The following is a 21,465-nucleotide window of genomic DNA, read 5'->3' as shown; positions in this document are numbered from 1 at the left end:
ATGGCGATATCGAGAACTGAAACACAAAAATCCACACTTAAACGAGCTGGATCGAAAAAGGATCTGCACATGACACAATCGAACGTCTGGCTGGTCACAGGCGCGTCCAAGGGCCTTGGCCTCGCAACAGTCAGGCACGCGCTTGCGCATGGCTTTCGGGTGGCCGCGACCTCACGTGACGCGAAGCGTTTACAGGCCGAGATCGGTACGGGTGAAGATATGTTCCTCCCACTGGAAGTGACGTTGACAGACGAGGCCAGTATTGCCTCGGCCGTACGCCAGACGAAAGCGCGTTTCGGCAGCATAGACGTTCTGGTCAACAACGCAGGATACGCCGCTCTCGGCGCCATGGAAGAGATTTCTGATGCGGATGTGCGGGCGAATTTCGATATCAATGTTTTCGGTGTTCTCAACACGATGCGCCGTGTCCTGCCGGTCATGCGCGCGCAGGGTCGTGGCCATATCTTCAATATCGCGTCCATTTCAGGCTCGCTCGGCATGGCGTCCACCGCGATCTACAGCGCGACGAAAGCCGCCGTGATCATGCTCTCGGAATCCGTTGCGGCGGAGGTCGCCGATTTCGGCATTACGGTAACGGCGCTCTGTCCGGGAGGATTCAGAACGGACCTTCTCGACAAGACCTCCGCACGCCATCCGGAACGTACGATTACCGCCTATAAGGGCGTTCATGCCGTGATGGACCATTTTGCTCGGCTGAACGGCAATCAGGGTGGCGATCCTGACAAAGCTGCCGAGGTCATAATCGAGATCAGCCGGATGGAGAGCCCGCCGACACGGCTCTATATCGGCAGTGATGCGCTGCACGGTATCGAGCACAAGCTCCACGACGTGGCGCAGAGCGTCGATCGCTACTGGAAAATCTCGGAGAGCACGAATTTCCAAGCGTAGTCGCAGGAGTATTCACAGATGAGCGATCCGGGTGATCTGAGGGTTGAAATATGTCCGGCATCCATCTCCTGCGGCACCGGTGAGCTGGACGATCGCCCCGGCGACGGTCTCAGCGGAAATCGCACCATAGTGTGACAGTTTGCCGACCATCAGCGGCGTCAGGGCTGCCGCAAGCCGCTGGCCACACTTTTCGAGCGGCCGGACTTCCGCACGCTTCCCCAGCAACATGCCGGGACGAAGCAGGTCAACGCGCGCAAAACCGAGCGCCGCGACGTCGCGTTCGGTCGCACCTTTGGTACGCAGGTAAAAGCCTGGACCACCCGCACCGACGGACGATACGAGAATGAACTGGCGCGCCCCCAGCGCACGAGCGCCCCGGGCAAGGGCCAGGACGTAGTCGTGGTCGTGGTCGTGGTCGTGGTCGTGGTCGTGGTCGACCCGGTACATGGCCGCCTGCGATCCTGCTGCCCGAATGGTTGTGCCGAGACAGGAAATCGCCACGTCAATTCCGCTCGGTGCGACCGTGCGTAACGTCGTTTCAGGTCCAGAACACAGCCCTTCGAAGTCGATTGGTTGAGCTGATCCCGATGATCCCAGACGCGTCAGCGGAGTGAGAGCGATATCGGAACGCCGGGTAAGCCCGGCGTCCAGAAAGCGCCCGATGAGCCCGGTAGCACCAGCAAGGATAACCTGTGTTTTCATAGACGTAGATTCCAGATGGGCGGGTATGGCAATACATGCTGTTCACAGACTAAAATTACCCGACCCTTCCATGTTTGAATAGCAATCGCGTCGTTTCCATCCCGGCAGTGCGGAAGGCTCAAACGACGTGATGGCCAGCGGATGCGGCGGAGTTTCAGACGTTTTTGTCCGCTTTATCGAGTATCATTGATGATATAAAATAACTGACATGAGGCGACTACCGCCTGCCTGCCGCCATTAATTGCGCAGACAGGCCGATTTTTAGGGGGCAACAGAAAGTCGGGCTCTGAAGCGATAGGAGCAGATTCCAGACATCTAAATCCGGCTAATTCCGTTGTTGGAATCGTTCCGGATATATCGATGCACATACGTGTATCTTGTTTTATCTCGACCAGGCCATTCGTAATCCGTCACGAAAATTCATACCAAGAAGCGCGAGATTGATTGACCCTGCCAGCAGTTCGAGAAACTGGATGCTATAAAAAGGCCAGCCAAACTTTAATTCAGAAGCTCGCATCGCCAGAAAAAACGCGCAGGGGACAAGAATACAGATGCCATTGAGTCCGATAACTCGCATGCGTTTAAGTTTTGTGAGCACCTGACCCCGAGGCGCTTTTCCCGCTATTTTATAACCAGACAGCCCGGTGAAAGCGAGACAAGGGACAAGAACAAGCAATCCCCAGAGGATAGTATGTTTAGTCGCGGCAATAGTCTGAATATTCCCATATATTTCGGAAACGATGGTGCCAACCATGAAACCGGCTATGCATAGAATGGCCAAACTTCCTAGCAGAGGATGGATACGGTAAAGAAGCCTTCGCATGGGATTGTCCTTGCTGAAATGGATCCGTGAGATTTATATAGCTAGCCATGAATAAAGATAGCAAGCCATATAAATGGCAATCCCGTGAACAATCCCTTGGCTATATGGTCAACTGGGCTGCCCGGCTCTTCGCACGTGAGATGGACGATGCTTTGCGCCCTTTTGGTCTCACGTCCGGCCAACTGCCTGTGTTTTTTGCTCTTGCGGACGGAAAGTCTCAACCGCAACGTGAACTGGTGCGTCTTGCTGCGGTAGAGCAATCCACCATGGCCAAGACCCTCTCTCGTATGGAACGGGACGGGTTGATCCAGAGCAGTACAGACCCAAATGATCGGCGCAGCACATTGATCTCGCTGACCTCTTCAGCGGCAAAAAAACTGCCGGACATTGCTGCTGCTGTCGCGTCAATCAATGCCAAAAGTCATCTTTATCTATCGGGAGAAGACAGTGAACTACTGCTTGATCTGCTTCGACGGGTCATCAACGGTCTGGCAAACGATGAATGACCACTTGGGAGATAGCAGTAGTTCGGCTATCTTTTGAAAAACATGACAAAGCTGCCAGTATTTTCCTCATCGCGGAGCTGTACTTCAAATAATCAGAGCTGAATTATTGCGGTCCAAGCGTAGAGGACGGATAGAGTTTGCTGGCAACCCGCTCCATGGTTAGCCCCTGCACGATGATCGTAAACACCACCACGCCGTAACAGACAGGCAACAGCAACTCCCGCAAGTCTCCGGATGGCAATCCAAGTGCCAGCGAAACCGAGATGCCTCCACGCAGACCGCCCCAAGTCAGGATACCAAGAACACGGCCCCGCTCCCATTGCCTGAGGTGAACCGGAAGCGTTGAAAACAATACGCTCAATGCCCGCACGGCAACGGACAGCGGTATCACGGCCAAGGTCGCCAGTACCGTAAATAGACGTGGCGTGACCTCAAGGATTTCAAAGCCGATCAGCATGAACAGCAAGACGTTTAGCACCTCGTCAATGAGTGTCCATGCGACGTCGAGTTCCTTTCGGGATGCCTCGTCAAAAACTGAATGGCTATAGCTAGTGCCAAAGCACAGTCCCGCCACCACGACAGCAATCGCACCCGACATGCCAAATTGGTTGGCAATGCTGAAGGTTCCGGTCGCAAGAGCCAGTGACGTCAGCAGATCAATGTGCGTATCCCGCTGTCCCTTAAGTATACGAAGTGCAATCAATCCGGTCAGTGCGCCCAGCAGGCCGCCACCGATCGCCTCGCGGCAAAAACTCAGAGCAATCTCGGAGGCGGTCACTCCTTGGCTGTCCCCGGTCGCAAGTCCTATCGTGACGCCGAAAATCACCACCCCCACGCCGTCATTGAACAGACTCTCACCTGCGAAAACAGCCTGCAGGGGGCCAGGCAGTCCGAGACGTTTCAGCATCCCGACAACCGAAACGGGATCAGTCGGCGCGAGGATAGCCCCCAAGACGATGCACCATGTGAAAGGAACGGTATGACCTAACAGAGGGAAAACGCACCATGCCGCGATTGCCAGAAAGGCAACAGCCAGAACAGTTCCGAGAACAGAGAGAGCAGCCACGGAGGCAAGCTTTGAGCGCAGATGCCCGACATCCACCTGCGTGGCCCCGGCAAACAGAAGCAGCGACAGCGCACCATTCAGAAGGGTCGTGGGAAGATTAATCGCTCCGAGAACAGATCGCGAGAGAGCCTGAAGGTCATAGGATGGTATCAACGGATTCAGGATCATAACCAGCAGGGAAGCCAGTAATGAGAAGACCAGTACACCGATCGTCACAGGAAGACGCAACGTGTGGTGATTGAGAATACTGAACCCTGCCGAGAGAGTTAGAAGCAGAGCGAGTAGGCTGATGGTATCCATACCTTCACCGCTGACCGCTCTTCTCCTCTACGTCAAGAAAAACTGGGAGTGAGTGATTTCTGGAAGCAACACTATTTTCTCTGGTGAGAGAGATGAAGGCCGCCATCACCTCCTTGCTTCGTATTCCTTGAATGTAGGGGCATCATAAGGGTGAAGTCCGGTTTCTGACTAATATTATTAAACGGTAATTCAGAAAATATTTATAATTGAACCATTCGATACCCGACACCCGTTTCAGTGATAATAAGACGTGGCCTCTCCGGATCAATTTCGATCTTCTGACGTATCTGCCGGATATAGACGCGAAGCTGTTGAACATCGCCCGTTGCTCCCCATAGCTGACTCATGATGGTCTGATGCGTCAGGACACGTCCCGCATAACGAACAAGCATGCGCGCGATATCCCACTCCCGTGGTGAAAGACGGATTTCATCTGCGCCACGAAAGATCTGCCGGCGCACGAGATCGACTGTCAGATCACCTGACACAAACAGTGGGATGGTGCCTTCCTGTTGTAAGGCGTGTCGCAATGCGTTGCGCATGCGCGCGATAAGTTCAGCCATGCTGAATGGTTTGGTTACATAGTCATCAGCTCCCGCTTCAAGGGCCGCGACCTTGCCGCGTTCGTCATCGCGAACCGAGAGTATCACGACAGGCAAAGTTGGATGAGCACCTCTCAGACGTCGAAGAACGTCTACGCCGTCCATGTCTGGAAGCCCCAGATCAAGAACAACGATGTCCGGCACGATCTCCGTTGCCATGTTCAGGGCCATTTCCCCCGTCCGGGCTTCTGTCACGCGCCAGGACTGGCTGACGAGCGACGTTCTGAGAAGCCGACGGATGGCAGGCTCGTCATCCACAATCAGTACCGACGGATCGCTCATTTTGTATTTTTCTCGTCCAAAGGAAACGTCATGATCAACTCTGCGCCCGAACGGTCCTGTCGATTGCGCGCCACAACTGTTCCTCCCATGGCCTCAATGAAACCCCGGGAGATGGCAAGCCCCAGACCAGTTCCAGGTCTGGATCGATCAGCAGATTTGAAACGTTTGAATTTACTGAAGGCCACTTCGGGGTCGCTAGCCGAAAATCCTTCCCCTTCATCTTTAATATGAATGAGAAGACTGTCGTGGCCAGAGGATGCCATGACGGTTATTTTCGTTCCCGGGTCGGTATATTTTCCAGCATTGTCGAGAATATTGAAAAGCGCCTGTTCCAGAAGAACGTCGTCAAGAAGCGGCATTGGCAAATCAGGTTCAATAAGCATCTCGATCTCGTGATCGGACAACAGACCCGCAGCGCGGGAAAGCGTGCTTGCAATGACCTCGCCAACATCCACGGGTTCCCTGCGTGGCTGGAGAGCACCGGCTTCAAGGCGGGTCATGTCCAGCAGATTGGCGACAAACCGATTAAGCCGCTCTGCTTCATCGTGAATGGTTGAGAGCAGTTCCTGGCGCGCAGTTCCGTCGAGTTCTTCTCCATAACTTTCAAGACTGGATGTCGCGCCCAGAATGGAGGCCAGAGGCGTTCTCAGATCGTGAGAAATCGACGTTAGTAATGCACCCCGTAATTTGTCGGTTTCTACATCCAGGCGTGCCCGATCCAGTTCCCCAGCCAAAAGAATACTCTCAATGGCGGACGCGGTCTGATCGGCCAAAGCATCCAGCAGCCCCTGCCGCTCAAGGTCAAAAATGGGTCCTGTTCTCTCTGTCTGAAGGCCGATCACAGCGACAGGTCCACGTCCGGTTCGCAGAGGGATGAAGAGCCATCTCCCACCCGGGAGATTATCTGACCCTCGCCCCGCTACTTTATTGTGCTTCCATGCCCAGGTTGCCGCTGCCAGATCGTCAGTCCCAACGACTTTCCCGCCGTTATAGGACGCCTTGACTTCCAGCTTCTCACTGTCAGGAAGCAACATAGCCACATCACAGTCGAGCATTGTCGCGATCTGATGACTTGCAGACCACAGTAGATCATCGAGTTTAATGATTCCCGTGATTGTGCGGCTGAAATGATACAGCGATTGCGTGATATCCGCCCGGTGTCGCGCCACAACGGCCTGATTTCGGACGCGCGCCCCAAGATTACTAGCGATGAGAGCCGTTGCGAAGAAGAAGAACAGGGCCACAACATTATCAGGGGCCGCAATCGTCAACGTATAAAGAGGAGGCAAAAAAAAGAAATTGAAACAGAGCATCCCCAGCAGGGATGCCCACAACGATGGCCAGAGACCGTAGGCCACCGCCACGCCGAGGATCGCGGTCAGAAAGGCCAGTGAAACATTGCTGACCTCAAAGCCCCGACGCAGCAAGAGCGCGACTGCCAGTGCACTGAGAACGATCAGGGTAGCCGCGATATAGGGAGCCGCTCTGAAGGGTTCGATATTATGAGGTCGTTCGGTCACTGCATCTTCGCCGGGAGAACGCGGCACGACATGCACTGGAAAGCCTTGCGCGCACTGGATCAGACGCTCCGTCGTTGCGCGTCCCAACCATTGCCGGATCCGCCCGCTCCACCCGTGACCGGCAGGATGTGCCGCCACGATCTGTGTCACGTTCTGCGCCCTTGCATAGGCAACAGCATCAAGCGCTACGTCCTGGCCTGGGATCGTGACCGTCTCCGCGCCCAAGGACTGCGCCAGATGCATCTGAGACGCCATTCTTGAACGAGCCGTATCGCTAAGATCACGGTTCGTCTCGACATGGAGCACGATCCACGGAGCATGAAGACGATCAGCCAGGCGCTTGCCATAACGCAGGAGGCTGGCATCTCCGTCCTGAAGGGTCAGGCAGACCATGATCCGTTCGCCTGCCGCCCATGGTCCGGCAATCGCGTTGGCCTTCATATGGTCAACAAGCTGCGCATCGACCTGCTGTGCGGTCTGACGCAGGGCAAGTTCACGTAGCGCCGTTAGGTTGCCGGGGGAAAAATAATGAAGCAGTGCCCTTCCAGCGGTGTGTTCGGCATAGATTTTGCCGTCACGCATCCGTTGCAACAGATCGTTCGGGGTCAGATCAATAAGCTCAACCTCATCCGCGTCTCCGATCACGTGATCGGGAACCGTCTCGCGCACACGTACCCGCGTGATGGATGCGACGATATCGTTAAGGCTTTCAAGATGCTGGATATTGACCGTCGTCAGAACGTTAATCCCGGCCGCAAGCAGTTCCTCGACATCCATCCATCGCTTCGGGTGGCGTGATCCCGACGCGTTCGTATGCGCCAGTTCGTCCACAGCAACGACACGTGGCGCCCGCCTGAGCACCGCATCGAGATCCATCTCGGTCAGGATCCGGTGGCGGTACGTCACGGTTCGTAAAGGTACCAGTTCTAACCTGTTCACCAAGGCCGCCGTCTCAGAGCGACCATGCGTTTCGACCACCCCAATCACGACGTCCACACCGTCGCGTTGCAACTGATGCGCAACGGTCAGCATTTCGAATGTCTTGCCGACACCGGGAGCCGCACCAAGAAAAACCTTGAGGCGGCCGCGTTTGTGGCTGTCACCGTCCAGCACAGTCTGCCGGAGAAGGGCGTCAGGATCCGGGCGGATGAGATGTGTCTCCATTACCTGTGCAGGGCGTCCAGTGCCATGTTGAGTTCCAGCACATTAACATGCGGTTCGCCAAGCCACCCCATGAGGGGATGTGTAATCATGTGTTCCACCAGTTGCCTGACCGTCTCTTCGGGAATGTTACGCACGCGTGCAATACGTTTGACCTGAAAAAATGCAGCCTGTGGCGAGATATCAGGATCCAGACCACTGGCAGACGTCGTCACAAGATCCATGGGAATTGGCCAGTCGGCCGCAACAGCCTCGGGATTTTCCGCCCTTACTTGCGTCAGAGCTGCAGCCACACGCTCAACGAGCGCCTTTGACGTCGGGCTGGCGTTAGACGCCATCGAAGCCGCAGCGTTATAGGGCGTCGGGACACTCTTTGTCGGATCGGCCGGATCAGCGCCTATCGTTGCCGAAGGACGGCCGTGGAAATAGCGGGACTGCGTGAAATTCTGGCCAATCAGCACGGAGCCAACCGTCCGTTTGCCGTCATGGATCAGACTGCCAGCCGCTTTATTCGGCATCAGAACGCTCGAAATGGCAGTCATGCTTAGCGGATACAGGAAGCCGGTGAGGAGGGACAGAAGCCCGAAAATCACCAGCGCGGGACGAAGTTGACGGATAAGAGTCATGCCAGTGTCCTCAGGCCAGACCTATGCTCGTCACGAGCATGTCGATGAGTTTGATTCCGATGAACGGAACGATCAGGCCGCCAATGCCGTAAATGAGAAGATTGCGCCTTAGAAGCGATGCCGCGCCTACCGGACGATAACGAACACCCTTCAGCGCCAGAGGAATGAGCGCGATGATGATCAGGGCATTGAAGATGATCGCCGAGAGCACTGCGCTTTCCGGTGTGGCAAGATGCATGACGTTCAATGCGGAAAGCGCTGGATAGAAGCCCACAAACATCGCGGGAATGATGGCGAAATATTTGGCGACATCGTTGGCGATCGAAAACGTCGTCAGGGCTCCACGCGTCATAAGGAGCTGTTTTCCAATCCCCACGATCTCAATGAGTTTCGTCGGATCACTGTCCAGGTCAACCATGTTGCCGGCCTCGCGTGCCGCGACCGTTCCCGTATTCATGGCCACCCCAACATCGGCCTGCGCGAGAGCCGGAGCATCATTGGTACCATCACCGCACATTGCTACCAGCTTGCCAGACGCCTGTTCCGAACGGATCAGCGCAAGCTTTGCTTCCGGTGTTGCCTGTGCAAGGAAGTGATCGACACCGCTCTCCGCAGCAATCGCTGCGGCCGTCAGGGGATTATCCCCCGTGATCATGACGGTTCGGATGCCCATCCGTCGCAGTTCCGCGAAGCGTTCGCGGATACCACCCTTTACGACGTCTTTCAGATGTACCACGCCGAGGAGGCGTGTATTGTCCGCTACCGCGAGCGGCGTACCACCCTGGCGGGCGATCTCGTCGGCGATCTGGCGGATCTGCCCCACGGATGGCACGGCTTCCCCGAGACAGGCAATCACGCTGTCTACTGCGCCCTTGCGGATATGCCGGTCTCCGACATCCACGCCGCTCATGCGTGTCTGCGCTGTAAAGGGCACAAAATGTGCACCGAGCGCATTCATATCCCGCCCACGAATACCGAATTTCTCTTTTGCGAGCACGACGATCGAGCGCCCTTCGGGCGTTTCGTCGGCTAGAGATGCAAGCTGCGCCGCATCAGCGAGTTCGTGTTCTGTTACGCCCGAGACAGGAACGAACGCGGTAGCTTGTCTGTCACCAATAGTGATCGTGCCAGTCTTGTCGAGCAGTAGCGTATCGACATCGCCCGCAGCCTCTACCGCACGCCCCGACATGGCGAGCACGTTGAAACGTATCAGACGATCCATACCGGCAATACCGATCGCGGACAGCAGAGCACCGATTGTCGTTGGAATCAGCGTTACAAACAGCGCGACGAGGATCAGGACAGAAATATGACCACCTGCGTAATGCACGAAGCTTGGGATCGTCACGACCGCAAAAATAAAGATCAGCGTCATGCCTGCCAGGAGGATCGTCAGTGCGATTTCGTTTGGCGTCTTTTGACGCTGCGCGCCTTCGACAAGCGAAATGATCCGATCAAGGAAGGTGGAACCCTGAGCCGCCGTAATCCTGACGATAACCCAGTCGGACAGGACACGTGTGCCGCCCGTCACCGCGGAGCGATCACCGCCACTTTCTCGGATCACGGGAGCGGACTCACCGGTGATGGCGGATTCATCCACGGATGCGATCCCGTCGATAACTTCCCCGTCGCTCGGAATGAAGTCGCCCGCTTCAACCAGCACGATATCGTCCACTGCGAGTTCAGGAGCCGGGATCTGCTCATACAGACCGAAATGTGAGTAGCCTCCGTCGTCATTGGCCAAGAGACGCTTTCCAAGTGTCTCGGTTCGGGTGCGGCGCAGACTGTCGGCCTGCGCCTTGCCACGCCCTTCCGCGACGGCCTCTGCGAAATTGGCGAAGATGAGCGTAAACCAGAGCCAGAGATTGATCTGGATCGCAAAACCAGGATGCGTTCCCCCAATGATTATGTCGCGTACCAGCAGGACAGTCGTCAGAATGGTGACGACCTCCACGACGAACATGACCGGATTACGCCACATGATGCGCGGATCAAGCTTGCGAAAGCTTTCCGTAATCGCGGGCAGCAGAAGCGACGCCTGCATCAGACTGCTCTGACTGCGATGTTCCGAACTCCGCCCTCCATGAGTGGCTTCGGAATGAGGTAAATGAAGTGCCATGAACAATGCGCCTCTTAGAACAGGGTGCCACGCAGCATCGCGAGATGCTCGACGATCGGCCCGAGAGCGAGTGCAGGAAGAAAGGTCAGGCCACCCACGATCAGGATCACGCCTGTCACGAGGGCAATGAAGAGACCCGTATCGGTAGGGAACGTACCAGGCGTTGGAGCGGCAGTTTTCTTCGCTGCCATTGCCCCGGCAATGGCCAGTACCGGAATGATAACAAAGAAGCGCCCCACCATCATGGCGATACCGAGCGTCACGTTCCAGAATGGATTCGCCGTTAAACCGGCGAACGCGCTGCCGTTATTTGCCGCAGCCGATGTGTAGGCATAAAGCGCTTCGGTAAAGCCGTGCGGGCCGCTCGTAGACAGGGCGGACAGGCCCGAAGGCACGACAACAGCAAGCGCGGTAAAACCGAGCATAACTAGGGGGAGGCACAAGACGGCCAGCATCGTCATTTTGATTTCGCGCGCCTCGATCTTTTTGCCGAGATACTCAGGCGTGCGTCCAACCATCAGCCCCGCCATGAAGACGGCAATGATGGCAAACAACAGGAAGCCATAGAGACCTGACCCGACACCACCAAAGATGACTTCGCCAAGCATCATGTTCACGAGCGGAACCATTCCACCCAGTGGCAGAAAACTCTCGTGCATGGCATTGACTGCGCCGCAGGACGCATCAGTCGTGACCGTTGCGAACAGTGCTGACCCTACGATGCCAAAGCGTGTTTCCTTGCCTTCCATATTGCCCAGAGACGGATCGATGCCGAGTGCATGCAGCAAAGGGTTGGCATGGGCTTCAGACCAGTAGGTCACAACGGTTCCGACAAGAAACAAAGCCGCCATAGCGGAGAAAATCGCCCAGCCCTGTCGCTCCCTGCCAACCATGCGTCCAAACATATTGGTCAACCCGGCCCCTAACGCGAAAATGGCGAGCATTTGCACGAAATTGGTCAATGCGTTCGGGTTCTCAAACGGATGAGCGGAATTCACATTGAAAAATCCACCCCCATTAGTCCCAAGCATCTTGATCGCTTCCTGAGATGCTACAGGACCAAGAGCTATCGTCTGACGCGTGCCCTCCAATGTGGAGGCCGTGACGGAACCCAGAAGAGTCTGAGGCACCCCTTCAAGCACGAACAACAACGCTAAGACGACACAAATCGGTAGCAGGACATAAAGCGTCGTCCGTACGAGATCAGCCCAAAAATTGCCGATGGACGCTGCGCTGCGACGCGTAAATCCACGAATGACGGCTGCAGCGATCGCAATACCCGCTGCCGCCGAGACGAAATTCTGGACCGTCAACCCAAGCATCTGGCTGAGATGACTCATGGTCGTCTCGCCAGCATAGCTCTGCCAGTTCGTATTGGTCACAAAACTGATCGCCGTGTTGTAAGCGAGATCGGGGGCGACGCCGCGCATACCATTTGGATTGAGCGGCAAAACGCCCTGAAAACGCAAAAGCGTGTAAACTGCAATAAAGCAGATAACCTTGAAGACGATGACCGCGATCGCATATTGCGACCAGGATTGTTCCCGATCCTCTTGAATGCCCGCAGCGCGATAGATGCCGCGTTCGACCGGACCGATGATCCGCCCAAGAACATGCTGTTCTCCTTCGAGAACACGTTTAAGGAAACCACCAAGCGGCCTCGTCATCGCCACAACGCAGATGAAGAAGGCCATGATGGTTACCCAGCCATGGAATAACATTGTCAGAATTTCTCCGGGCGCAGGAGAACCGCCGTCATATAGGCCAGGAGGCCGAGCGTGACGGCGCTGGCCATGATGAGTTCAAAGGTCATGGTCAGACCCTCGTGCAAATGGAGATGTAGGCCGCGCAGACGCAGAAGCCGAACACCCCAAGTGCGAGATACAGAATATCCAGCATGCGAGAATGCTCCTTGTGTGCATCTCGAAGTATCCGGCGGGACCGCATAGGAATGACAGATGAGAAGGCGACGATGTTTATAGGAAAGTCATAGGAATTCGCCCTAAAACGCGGGTTCAACGTCTTTCCAGCCTTGTCGTGCGCCGTTCTTGGAGACTAGCTCCAGATCGTCGCTCGACCGGATACCATGTCAGATCCGGCTCATGCGGCGTTTCTTTCTGGCAAGAGCACGACGATGATGAACAGAGTTTACCCCGGCGGATCGACGTTCCCGACGAGGATGCCCCGAGCGGGAAGTGCAGGCCTTTTCCTGACAGCAGCCATTATGGCAAGCCTTCTGGATATCAACGATGCGGCCGCGAAGACGCCTTCAGAGTGGTTCGATGACGTCACTCTTGCAGGGCAGATCGAGGGAGGGATCAACGCCAACGTCGCCCGCCCCGCTAACGGGGTCAATTTTGGTCAGTTCTTTGGTGACAGAGCCAATCAGGCCCAATTGGACCAGCTGACACTGACCGTCGCGCGCGCCGTGGATACGACAGCGTCGTCTTACGACGTAGGCTTCATGATCCGGGGGCTCTACGGTGCCGATGGACGGTACTTCAATATTGCGGGCGTCACGGACCGTTTGATGACCAGCCGTTATCAGTTCATTGTACCTCAGGCCCATATCGATGTTCACCTGCCGTGGCTAACCCGCCATGGGTTGGACATGCAGGCGGGCATACTGGCCTCGCCGATGGGCGTGGAATCCCTCGATCCTTCGCTCCGTCCTTTCTATACTTTATCCTACACGACCGAGTATTCTACGCCGTTCGAGCATGTGGGTGCGATGTTTCAATGGCACCTGACCGACCATATCGACGCACTGTTCGGCGTCGACACGGGCAATCAGGTCTCGTTCGGGCGAGGTGACAATAATCATGCAACTGCAGGGTATTTCGGTCTAACGGCGTCCAGTCTTGCGAATGGCAAATTGTCTCTGACTTATCTTGGGCGCGTCGGTCCTGAAAACGCTACCCGCGCCCTCGGGCAGCGTGCAAATTCGGCTCAACGTTACTGGAATGATCTGAGCGGGAGTTACAAGATTTCGGACCGGCTTTCTTTTACCGGCGAGCTGAATTTCCTACACGATGAAGGGCTTCATGCCAACACATACAGTTTTGTCAGCTACCTTTCCTATCGGCTGACGCCGACACTTCTTCTGAATTACCGCGGCGAGATCTATCGTGATGATACTGGTCTATTGGTAACATCCTTCATCGCGAATAATGCCTACATGCAAGCGACACTCGGAAAACCCACGATCACGCAATCGGCACCGCCGACGACATACGGCGCCCTAACACTGGGCGCTACTTGGCGTCCTGTGCTCGGCCATTCCGTCAAGTTGTTTGAGATCCGTCCTGAAATTCGGTTTGATCGCTCACTAAACGGAACGAGGCCATTCAATAATCTTAGAAATATTGGTCAGTTCACTTTTGGAGCTGATGCAGTATTAGGTTTTTAGCACTCGAAGGTGCGCTAAAAAATGGTGGCGACAATAATGATCAAGAATATTCCCGGATTTTTTAGCTTTCTGCGGTCTTCGATCTTTTTGAAGAACTCGCAATGCTGGTGCTTACGCTTTGCATCATGGTCGTCGCAGCTTTGGGTCTCGTGCATGTTCTCTACGCCGTTTTTGAAATGGTGCTGACCGCGACCTTCTCACCGACCAATCCTGCGGCTCTCCAAAGCCTTTTCGGTCTTTTTTTCACAGTATTGATTGCTCTGGAGTTCAAGCACTCTATTCTTGTCTCACCCGACACACCCTCGCACAGCATGGCCAGAATGCGGTCCGTCCTTCTCATCGGCATGATGGCGACCGTACGCAAATTCATCGTTCTCGATCTCAGCGGAGTCGACGTCATGGAAGTTCTGGCACTCTCGGCGGCAATTCTGGCCTTGGGGATCGTCTACTGGCTCGTTCGTGGCAATAATAAAATAACGAATTAACCCGGAAATATCAGAGTTTTAATTCTAGAGATAATGTCCGATTTTAAAAAATTATTGTTCTCTTTTCTATGGCTGACATGTAGGCGACTGCCGCCTGTCTGGTTCCATATTACAGCGCAGACAGGCGGTTCAGGGGGGGAAACGGAAGGTCGGCTATCAGGAAGCGATAACCGAAAGCGGCCATTCCCTGCTCCCAAGTTTATAACGCCTACCGACCAAAGCAGGACTTTTAAGTCTACTCTTTTGAACGTCCGGTCTTCCGTAACCCGCCGATCTGGACTGGCTGCACCTATCCCCTGACACCAAACTGCCCCATACCCGGAAAGCGAGGTCTAGGCATGTTTCTAGACTGTCCGAGGAACTTACCAACCAAGTCTCCATAGCCTGGCCAAACACGGCCATTCCAGCCTCCGCCAGCTCTGACAGTTCCGGCGGAACGCCCGAGCGCCGCCGCGCCGACCCAGCCCAAGCCAGCAGGCTTGCCCGAACGTCCTGCAGCAGCTCGAACTGAACGGGCCGTCCAGTTTTTTGCTGCATCACGATTGCCAGCGTTTGGATCTGTCCGCCGCTGACAATGTCGCCGATCTTCATCTGCACCAGGTCGCAGCCCCGAAGCTTGCTATCGATGGCGAGATCGAAAAGCGCCCGATCTCGCAGGCGGCGGCGCTGATTGAGGTAAAAACGGATTCCCCAGATCTGCTTCGGTTTTAGAGCCCGCTTTGCCCCCCACGGTCCTTCCGGCATTCCAGACCGGGCGCTTGGTGGCGGTGAGTTCAGTTTCAGAGGTCTCCATGGTCGTTCTCCTATGGCCAACATCGGCCAGCTTAAGAACGCTTGCGGGCAAATGGTTCTGGGGCTTGTGTCGACCAGACCCGGTCGTTCGCCGGCAAGCATTTGAACGTCTGCTGGCGCCTATAGACAAGAAACGTACAGGCATGGTCCGCACTGCCGTTCAGCCTCCGGAGTCCGAATCTTGTATGCGCTTAATTGTGCGAACGTTTCGATTTTATCTGGGCCGCACCTCTATCGCTATCGGTCCCTTGTGGTTGCGTCCCATGATGTAGCAAACCGGATCATCAGGCCGGAGATCCTCAAGTTCGATGCCGGCGGCTAAGTTTGACCGGTGGAAAAATAAGTCGCCTCCGACTGGGTCTGTCAAGAACCCGAAAGATTTGTCAGCGATGACGATCTTAATTATGCCGTGTTTAATGTGGTTGGCGTCGCCTCCTTCTTGGCGGGGATGAACCCGCACCGCACAAATCTTTCCTTCTCTCTGCTCTACGTCGAACGCGACAGCAATGCCGATCTTTGCGTGCAGGATCGCGTTTGGGAGCTCCGAAAAATGGAAGAATATACGCTTGTTCTCGCCGAATTGGATGAAGCCATAACGTTTCACCACATTTACCGTGTCTATCGTTCCGACGGCACTTGTCCCGACGTCAGATTCGTCGCAAATCTGTGTTGAAGCTCGCGATTGAAAGGGCTGTTTCATGGCGAGAAGGGGACTGTACCGAAGACAATCGATGTCTTGATAACATCGCTCTACTTCGGGCCGGAGGCCGCTGACAGACAGTTTCTCTGTAAGCGGCCCTAAGATATTCAATCCTCGACGTATGGTCCCAAAGATCCGCTCGTCGAGAAGATCCTCTGGAACGCTCACAAAGCGGTCATATCCAGCCCGGACGTCGTCAAGGCTCTCGGAATAGCGACCGGATTCAAGCGCAGTAGTCGCGCTCCTGATTTTCACTTGTATCCAAGTATCGTAGGCCATTCGACGGTGGCGCGTGGAAGCTGTTAGATCGTTAAGAAGACGGAGGAGTCTCGCGTCCGCTTCATCGTACTGCCCCACGTACATCTCGACCCGCGCCAGTTCGAGCAGGACGGCAGGCGCTTCAGGATCCAGCGTCTCTGCGATCAGCAGTTGCTGAGCCGCCAGTTGTGCATCGTTCGAAACACGCAGAAAGAAACCGCCGTACCAATACCGCAGAGGGGCGGAGTTTGGTTCCATGGCGATCGCGTTCTCATAGGCCTCGGCCGCCGCGGCCGGGCGATCACCATAAGCCTCAATCCACGCCTCCACGCGATAGACCTCGGAAAAAGTCGGGTCGAGTTCCTTCGCCTGTCCAACCAGACGGATCGCTTCATCGAAATCGTGCGCAGCGCTTCTCGCTAGCGCATCGCCCAGCAATTTCGCCGTTATGGCATCTGCTTGATTTCGGCACGCGATGCTGCGAGGGTTGTAACGGTTATTACCTCGATCCGTTTGCAGGCGCTCGAATTCCTTCGCAACGGCCCTCTTTCTCTGCTTGAATTTCGCATCCTCGATCGCCGTTGGAGCGTGGTTCCTAAGGATATACAAGCGCGGCAGTTCATTCAACTCGTAGACCGTTTCGCTGCCTGCCTCGGTCAACGCGTTGATCATGCTGACCAGATTTGCGGATTGCAGAGCAGCGAGCGCTTGCTGCAGATCGTCGCCATTCAAGTCGGACAGATAGGAAATCATCGCGAGTGGGTGACGGCCAGGGACCGCGATCATCGCCTTGCAGATTTCTTTGCCTTCCTGCGAAACGTGCTCGTAGACATTGGAGAGGCAGAAATCCAAAAATATCTTAGGATTAGTGATCGCAACATCGGGCTGACGGCCGCACTGGACACATGACACGAACCATTTGATGAAACCTGGATTCAGCTTCATGCCCACAACATAGCCGCGCAAGACGTCCGTTTTTGCTTTGTAGATATCCGGGAGCCGTCGAACCTTTGCGGTCGTCCGCAGGAGTTGCACGGCCTCGTTAGTGGAGAGTCCGCCAAGCCGAAAGGGATAGCTCATTTCACCTATGCCGACCCTGGAGGTGGCGAGGATCTTGCTCTTGCCGGTTGAACGCCTGATGAACCGGGTAAGGAGCGGGTCAAGCACAGTTTCGAGATTATCAAGGATCAGTAGTATCTTGAAGCTGTTGAGGTATTGCGCCACCTCGTCGAGTACGACACTTTCGTCCGTCGAAGCACCGAGTTGAGATGCCGCAGACTTTATCAGCCCCAAAGAGTCCTGAATGGCACCGTCGATAGTCTGGATGTCATCAAGGGTCAAAACAGTCCGTTTAGCCGTAGCCCAGACGATAGCCTCAAAATCCGATTTCTCGTCGTCTAGGACTTCGTAAGCTACCTTCAAGGCAAGCGCGGTCTTCCCAAGACCACCCTCGCCTACCACGGTCACGACCGGCCAGTTCGATTTGCACGCGGCTAATAGGTCGGCAGTTTCCTGCTCTCGCCCCAGAAAACCTGTCTCGTCGTAGTCAGGAAGCGGAAGGTTGTGGGGTATTCGGTCGGCACTTGTACTAAGCTGGGAAAGATCAAGCGAGTAAACAAAGTTCGGATTCTCACGGACTTTAGATTCGAATTCAACGACTTGAGAAAACTAGCGGGCCGGAAAGCCACGAATCTTTTGGACGAACTCGTCGACAACTGCGAAGTCGGTGAATTGCAGGGGGCGCCCATGCATCACGCGGTTCCGGATGGGAGTAAGGCGATCCAAATCCGCGCTGTTCTTCTGAACGAATCGAGCAAATGTTGAGTCGAGTTCGGCTTTGTGCCGCCGTAGCGTTTTCACAGAATCCGGGAAATCGAGATAATCGTAGACGTCAGAATCCTCAATCAACCCATCACGCGCTGCCCGGTCACGCACCTTGCTCAATAGTTCCGGAGCAAGGATTTCTTCGATGTTTCGATTGTTGCCAAGCTGATCTTGAACAAGCCTTCTAAGATCGATGTCGATTGCGACGATCAGTCCATAAAGCGTCAAACGTACGATGCTCGAACTCAAACTGCCTGCCCCTATTTCGACAGCCCAGTGGCTGCCCCCTATCCAACGCTGTAACGCTGCGCCCGCACCGCGATTGTCGTCAATGACGAAAGCCCGATTTTTAAGAAGAACACCACCCGCATTCATGAAAGAAAATTATGCTTGTCATCGCCTATCTTGGACCGGCACTCGTATCACCGAACGCGCGAATGTCGGCTCTCGTCAGAGCTTGCATCTGTAAAGCTCGGCATAAATGACGGCTTTGTCCCAAACCCGGTTTATCGCGGTTCACCTAAAAACGTCTGCTTTCGGGCAATCGCCATCATCACTTAGATGTCTGATTTGTAGGCGGAAGCCGACATGCGCTCCAGCGTTCTCGCGTTCAAGCCGCGCTGCCGGGAATAGCAGGCTCGCCGCGCTGATGTGAAACGCCCTGCCTTTCACGCTGGGCATGACAGACGATCTGCCACCCGCCATATAGGCCAAGAGCGCCCATGATCGCGGCGACCGCGACATCGGGCCAGCCGGTTCCCGTCCCAAACACGCCCAGGGCGGCCAGCAGCACCGCGAGATTGCCGATCGCGTCGTTGCGCGCACAAATCCACACGGAGCGCATGTTCGAGTCACCGTCCCGGAAGCGCCAGAACATCCCGGCCAGGCCGGCATTGGCGGCCAGCGCCAGTGCGCCAACAACGCCCATCGTCTCCGCCTGCGGCAACGTGCCGGCCCAGGCGTGCCAGGCCGTGTTGCCCAGCACCCAGCAGGCAAAAACCAGCATCGTCACGCCTTTCAGCATGGCCGCCCGACTACGCCACCCCAGCACCATACCGGCGACGGACAGGCTGATCGCGTAATTCGCCGCATCGCCGAAGAAATCCAGCGCGTCGGCCTCAAGGGCCGCCGACCCGGCCATCGTGCCCATGACGATCTCGGCCGCGAAGAACCCGGCATTGATTATCAGAGCGATCCAGAGCGCACGGCGCCAGTGCGGGGCGGCATCATTCTGGGCAGCGGAGGAAGCGGGACAGCAGGAGCAGGCCATGACGATGCCTCGACAACAACGGGGGAGATGACCATCATGCACCCTGTAGCCACTACAGGGTCAAGACTATGGAAACGGAAGTCTGGAGCATCGGTGATCTGGCGCGTGCCACCGGCACGAAGGTCGAGACGATCCGTTTCTACGAGAAGTCCGGACTTCTGCCGGCGCCACCTCGCACGGCCGGGAATTACCGGGCCTACGGCGCCGAGCATCTCGGCCGCCTGAGCTTCATCCGCCGGGCACGTGATCTCGGGTTTTCAATGGAACAGGTCGCCACGCTCCTTGATCTTGCTGACCGCAAGGATCAGTCCTGCGAGGTGGTGGATATCGTAGCGCGCGGCCATCTGGCGGAAATCGACCGCAAGCTGCGCGACCTGCGCGCACTGCGAAAGGAACTGGCCGCGATGATCGCAAGCTGCGACCACCGCACGATTGCCGACTGCCGGATTATCGAGGCTCTGGCACCGCGCGGGTAACTCCGGCCGGAACGATAATCACACATTCGTGAGACAGCCCCGTTCCGGGGCAATCTACGCGCGTTTTTGATTCCGTTTGTTTCCTATGTGTTTCCTGCGGGGTGATTTGGGCACAAAAAAAGCCCCCCTTTTGGATGGCTTTTATCGTGCGATATCAGTCGCTTAATTCGTGGTTGCGGGGACAGGATTGCTTCTCAGCTTGCAGCAATCACAAGTTGAGAGCAAAGCGGGATTAAGAGGTTGTTTTAATGAATTTTTTTCTGCCCATGCATGAACTCTTACTGAAAATAAATTGCCCCTGCCCTCATAAAACGTAGAATTTATGCATCCAAAGCCACGGCAGCTTCCGCCTACATGTCGGTCGTAAGCAAACTGTTTGGACTTCCGAAAAACGGATGCCCTGCATTAAACTAACATTACGGATCGTAAGCGACTAGTGATATGCTCATTAGGTTAATTCGCTATCATAAAAATAGGAGAAAAATAGAATGGAAGAAAATATAAAAAAGAAACATCACTACGTTAGTCAAACATATTTGAATAATTGGAAAAATAAAAACGATAAAATATGGACATTTAATAAAAACTTACACAAGCCAAAAATGACTCCTATATCTGAGAGCTTGTCTGAATCTATTGCTTACTCAAATCATCTATATAAAATTAATGGATTGAACGAAAAAGAGTATATTTTTCTTATGAAAAATGTAAATTCGTTACTTGGCACTCCCATGGGGGATGCAATATGTAATATGATTAAAATATTCAGAATATTAGATATCATTGGGGATGATTCGGAAGAAAATTCAGATTTATTTAGGCCTATTAGGCTAATAAAAAGCAATTCAATAGAGAATATATACTGTTTAGTTGAGGGTTTATTCCCAAAAATTACAAAAATGATTGCAGAAGATCCAGAGAGTATCGAAATTCATGACTATGAAATGATATTAAGAACTGTTTCGCAGTTTTTTTTGCGAAATTTGCATATGAAAAATGTCGTTTGTAACGATGAGGCCAAGAAAAAATTTAGAGCGCAAGGGATGCGAGTCGAAAATATATGGCCGATTATGGCATTAATAAAATCCGAGATATTCTGCATGAATCTTATTGAAGGTTTATATGAAATAGATATTCTAAAATCCGAACCCGGGAATTACTTTATAACTAATGATAAGCCAATTTTAAGTTTGAATGGATCCAGTAATCCTAAAATGGAATTGCTGTTTCCAATTTCACCAAACATTTCAGTAATTATTGTTCCATCTAGAAAATCAGAAGATGAAAAAATACGTATAAAACAAGAATGGAAACTTAACAAGAAATATTATAAATATTATTTGGGAGATAGAAAATTTATTACCAAATTAGAGCAGGAGGAAATAAATGATAAGATATGGGGCAATAAATTTATGTATGCATTTTCTTGCGAAAATGACCAATTAGATAAATTTGTTGATCATGTGGTTGAAAAATAAATGTTTTTACTATATTATATAGTATTGTTAAAATTATTATTTTTATAATGTTCGTGTAATTTGATTCCTCCTGTGGTAATTGGAGGAGTGGCTCATGAAGCAGTCCCGTTTCTGAGATTGAAGATTGGCTTGCCGCCACGTCATCTACTCAATCAAA

The 21,465-nt window shown here is 54.1% G+C and carries 19 protein-coding genes; 7 read left to right on the top strand and 12 right to left on the bottom strand.

Translation table 11 applies throughout. The features are described 5' to 3' along the window. The first annotated feature begins 69 nt into the window (after positions 1 to 69). Positions 70 to 909 (top strand): SDR family oxidoreductase, encoded by an 840-nt coding sequence (locus tag HUK82_RS04960; RefSeq protein ID WP_176612891.1) that lies wholly within the window; start codon positions 70 to 72, stop codon positions 907 to 909. Between the two features lie 12 nt (positions 910 to 921). On the opposite strand, the gene HUK82_RS04955 is transcribed toward HUK82_RS04960, so the two are convergent. Then, positions 922 to 1,611 carry a Rossmann-fold NAD(P)-binding domain-containing protein gene (locus HUK82_RS04955; RefSeq protein WP_176612890.1) on the bottom strand — a complete coding sequence of 230 codons (690 nt, stop codon included), beginning with the start codon at positions 1,609 to 1,611 and terminating at the stop codon, positions 922 to 924. Between the two features lie 382 nt (positions 1,612 to 1,993). Then, positions 1,994 to 2,434 (bottom strand): hypothetical protein, encoded by a 441-nt coding sequence (locus HUK82_RS04950; protein WP_246495830.1) that lies wholly within the window; start codon positions 2,432 to 2,434, stop codon positions 1,994 to 1,996. A gap of 47 nt (positions 2,435 to 2,481) precedes the next feature. On the opposite strand from HUK82_RS04950, the gene HUK82_RS04945 reads away from it, so the two are divergent. Then, positions 2,482 to 2,940: a MarR family winged helix-turn-helix transcriptional regulator gene (locus HUK82_RS04945; protein WP_176612889.1), complete on the top strand. Its 459-nt coding sequence runs from the start codon at positions 2,482 to 2,484 to the stop codon at positions 2,938 to 2,940. Positions 2,941 to 3,043: 103 nt separating this feature from the next. Here HUK82_RS04945 and HUK82_RS04940 read toward each other — a convergent pair whose 3' ends face one another. The 7 genes from HUK82_RS04940 to HUK82_RS04910 form a co-directional block, all read right to left on the bottom strand. Then, positions 3,044 to 4,306, bottom strand: coding sequence for a cation:proton antiporter (locus HUK82_RS04940; RefSeq protein ID WP_176612888.1), 1,263 nt, complete (start codon positions 4,304 to 4,306; stop codon positions 3,044 to 3,046). Positions 4,307 to 4,506: 200 nt separating this feature from the next. Continuing rightward, the gene (locus HUK82_RS04935) at positions 4,507 to 5,190 is read right to left on the bottom strand and encodes a response regulator (RefSeq protein WP_176612887.1); all 684 of its coding nucleotides are present in this window, start codon (positions 5,188 to 5,190) and stop codon (positions 4,507 to 4,509) included. Next, positions 5,187 to 7,874: a sensor histidine kinase gene (locus HUK82_RS04930; protein ID WP_176612886.1), complete on the bottom strand. Its 2,688-nt coding sequence runs from the start codon at positions 7,872 to 7,874 to the stop codon at positions 5,187 to 5,189. Before HUK82_RS04930 ends, HUK82_RS04935 begins: the two co-directional genes overlap by 4 nt. Continuing rightward, positions 7,874 to 8,497 carry a potassium-transporting ATPase subunit KdpC gene (gene kdpC, locus HUK82_RS04925; protein ID WP_176612885.1) on the bottom strand — a complete coding sequence of 208 codons (624 nt, stop codon included), beginning with the start codon at positions 8,495 to 8,497 and terminating at the stop codon, positions 7,874 to 7,876. Before kdpC ends, HUK82_RS04930 begins: the two co-directional genes overlap by 1 nt. 10 nt (positions 8,498 to 8,507) lie before the next feature. Beyond that, positions 8,508 to 10,616, bottom strand: a complete 2,109-nt coding sequence (kdpB, locus tag HUK82_RS04920) for a potassium-transporting ATPase subunit KdpB (RefSeq protein WP_176612884.1) — start codon at positions 10,614 to 10,616, stop codon at positions 8,508 to 8,510. Positions 10,617 to 10,630: 14 nt separating this feature from the next. After that, positions 10,631 to 12,337: a potassium-transporting ATPase subunit KdpA gene (kdpA, locus tag HUK82_RS04915; RefSeq protein WP_176612883.1), complete on the bottom strand. Its 1,707-nt coding sequence runs from the start codon at positions 12,335 to 12,337 to the stop codon at positions 10,631 to 10,633. Positions 12,338 to 12,339: 2 nt separating this feature from the next. Then, the gene (locus HUK82_RS04910) at positions 12,340 to 12,429 is read right to left on the bottom strand and encodes a potassium-transporting ATPase subunit F (RefSeq protein WP_176612882.1); all 90 of its coding nucleotides are present in this window, start codon (positions 12,427 to 12,429) and stop codon (positions 12,340 to 12,342) included. Positions 12,430 to 12,702: 273 nt separating this feature from the next. Between HUK82_RS04910 and HUK82_RS04905 the strand changes: the two genes are divergently transcribed. From HUK82_RS04905 to HUK82_RS04895, 3 genes are all read left to right on the top strand, one after another. Beyond that, entirely contained in the window at positions 12,703 to 14,025 is a 1,323-nt protein-coding gene (locus HUK82_RS04905) for an outer membrane beta-barrel protein (protein WP_176612881.1), read from the top strand. Positions 14,026 to 14,126: 101 nt separating this feature from the next. After that, positions 14,127 to 14,510 (top strand): phosphate-starvation-inducible PsiE family protein, encoded by a 384-nt coding sequence (locus HUK82_RS04900; protein WP_246495834.1) that lies wholly within the window; start codon positions 14,127 to 14,129, stop codon positions 14,508 to 14,510. A gap of 552 nt (positions 14,511 to 15,062) precedes the next feature. Then, positions 15,063 to 15,221: a hypothetical protein gene (locus tag HUK82_RS04895; RefSeq protein ID WP_176612880.1), complete on the top strand. Its 159-nt coding sequence runs from the start codon at positions 15,063 to 15,065 to the stop codon at positions 15,219 to 15,221. A 295-nt stretch (positions 15,222 to 15,516) separates the two neighbouring features. Here the strand turns inward: HUK82_RS04895 and HUK82_RS04890 are convergent, their stop codons facing one another. The 3 genes from HUK82_RS04890 to HUK82_RS04880 all read right to left on the bottom strand — a co-directional run bounded on the left by HUK82_RS04890 (position 15,517) and on the right by HUK82_RS04880 (position 19,354). Beyond that, positions 15,517 to 17,787 (bottom strand): cold shock domain-containing protein, encoded by a 2,271-nt coding sequence (locus tag HUK82_RS04890; protein ID WP_246495864.1) that lies wholly within the window; start codon positions 17,785 to 17,787, stop codon positions 15,517 to 15,519. A gap of 141 nt (positions 17,788 to 17,928) precedes the next feature. Continuing rightward, positions 17,929 to 18,459, bottom strand: coding sequence for a hypothetical protein (locus HUK82_RS04885; protein ID WP_176612878.1), 531 nt, complete (start codon positions 18,457 to 18,459; stop codon positions 17,929 to 17,931). Positions 18,460 to 18,694: 235 nt separating this feature from the next. Beyond that, positions 18,695 to 19,354: a cation transporter gene (locus HUK82_RS04880; protein ID WP_176612877.1), complete on the bottom strand. Its 660-nt coding sequence runs from the start codon at positions 19,352 to 19,354 to the stop codon at positions 18,695 to 18,697. 68 nt (positions 19,355 to 19,422) lie between these two features. Here HUK82_RS04880 and HUK82_RS04875 point away from each other — a divergent pair, with 68 nt between their 5' ends. Together HUK82_RS04875 and HUK82_RS04870 are read left to right on the top strand one after the other, a co-directional pair. Then, positions 19,423 to 19,830: a MerR family transcriptional regulator gene (locus HUK82_RS04875; protein ID WP_176612876.1), complete on the top strand. Its 408-nt coding sequence runs from the start codon at positions 19,423 to 19,425 to the stop codon at positions 19,828 to 19,830. Between the two features lie 488 nt (positions 19,831 to 20,318). Continuing rightward, a complete protein-coding gene (locus HUK82_RS04870; protein WP_176612875.1) occupies positions 20,319 to 21,308 on the top strand; it encodes a DUF4238 domain-containing protein in 990 nt (329 codons plus the stop codon). Positions 21,309 to 21,465 lie beyond the last annotated feature (157 nt).

The sequence above is a fragment of the Ameyamaea chiangmaiensis genome (genome assembly GCF_013376175.1).
Taxonomy (GTDB): domain Bacteria; phylum Pseudomonadota; class Alphaproteobacteria; order Acetobacterales; family Acetobacteraceae; genus Ameyamaea; species Ameyamaea chiangmaiensis.
This window is presented reverse-complemented; position numbering and strand designations above follow the sequence as displayed.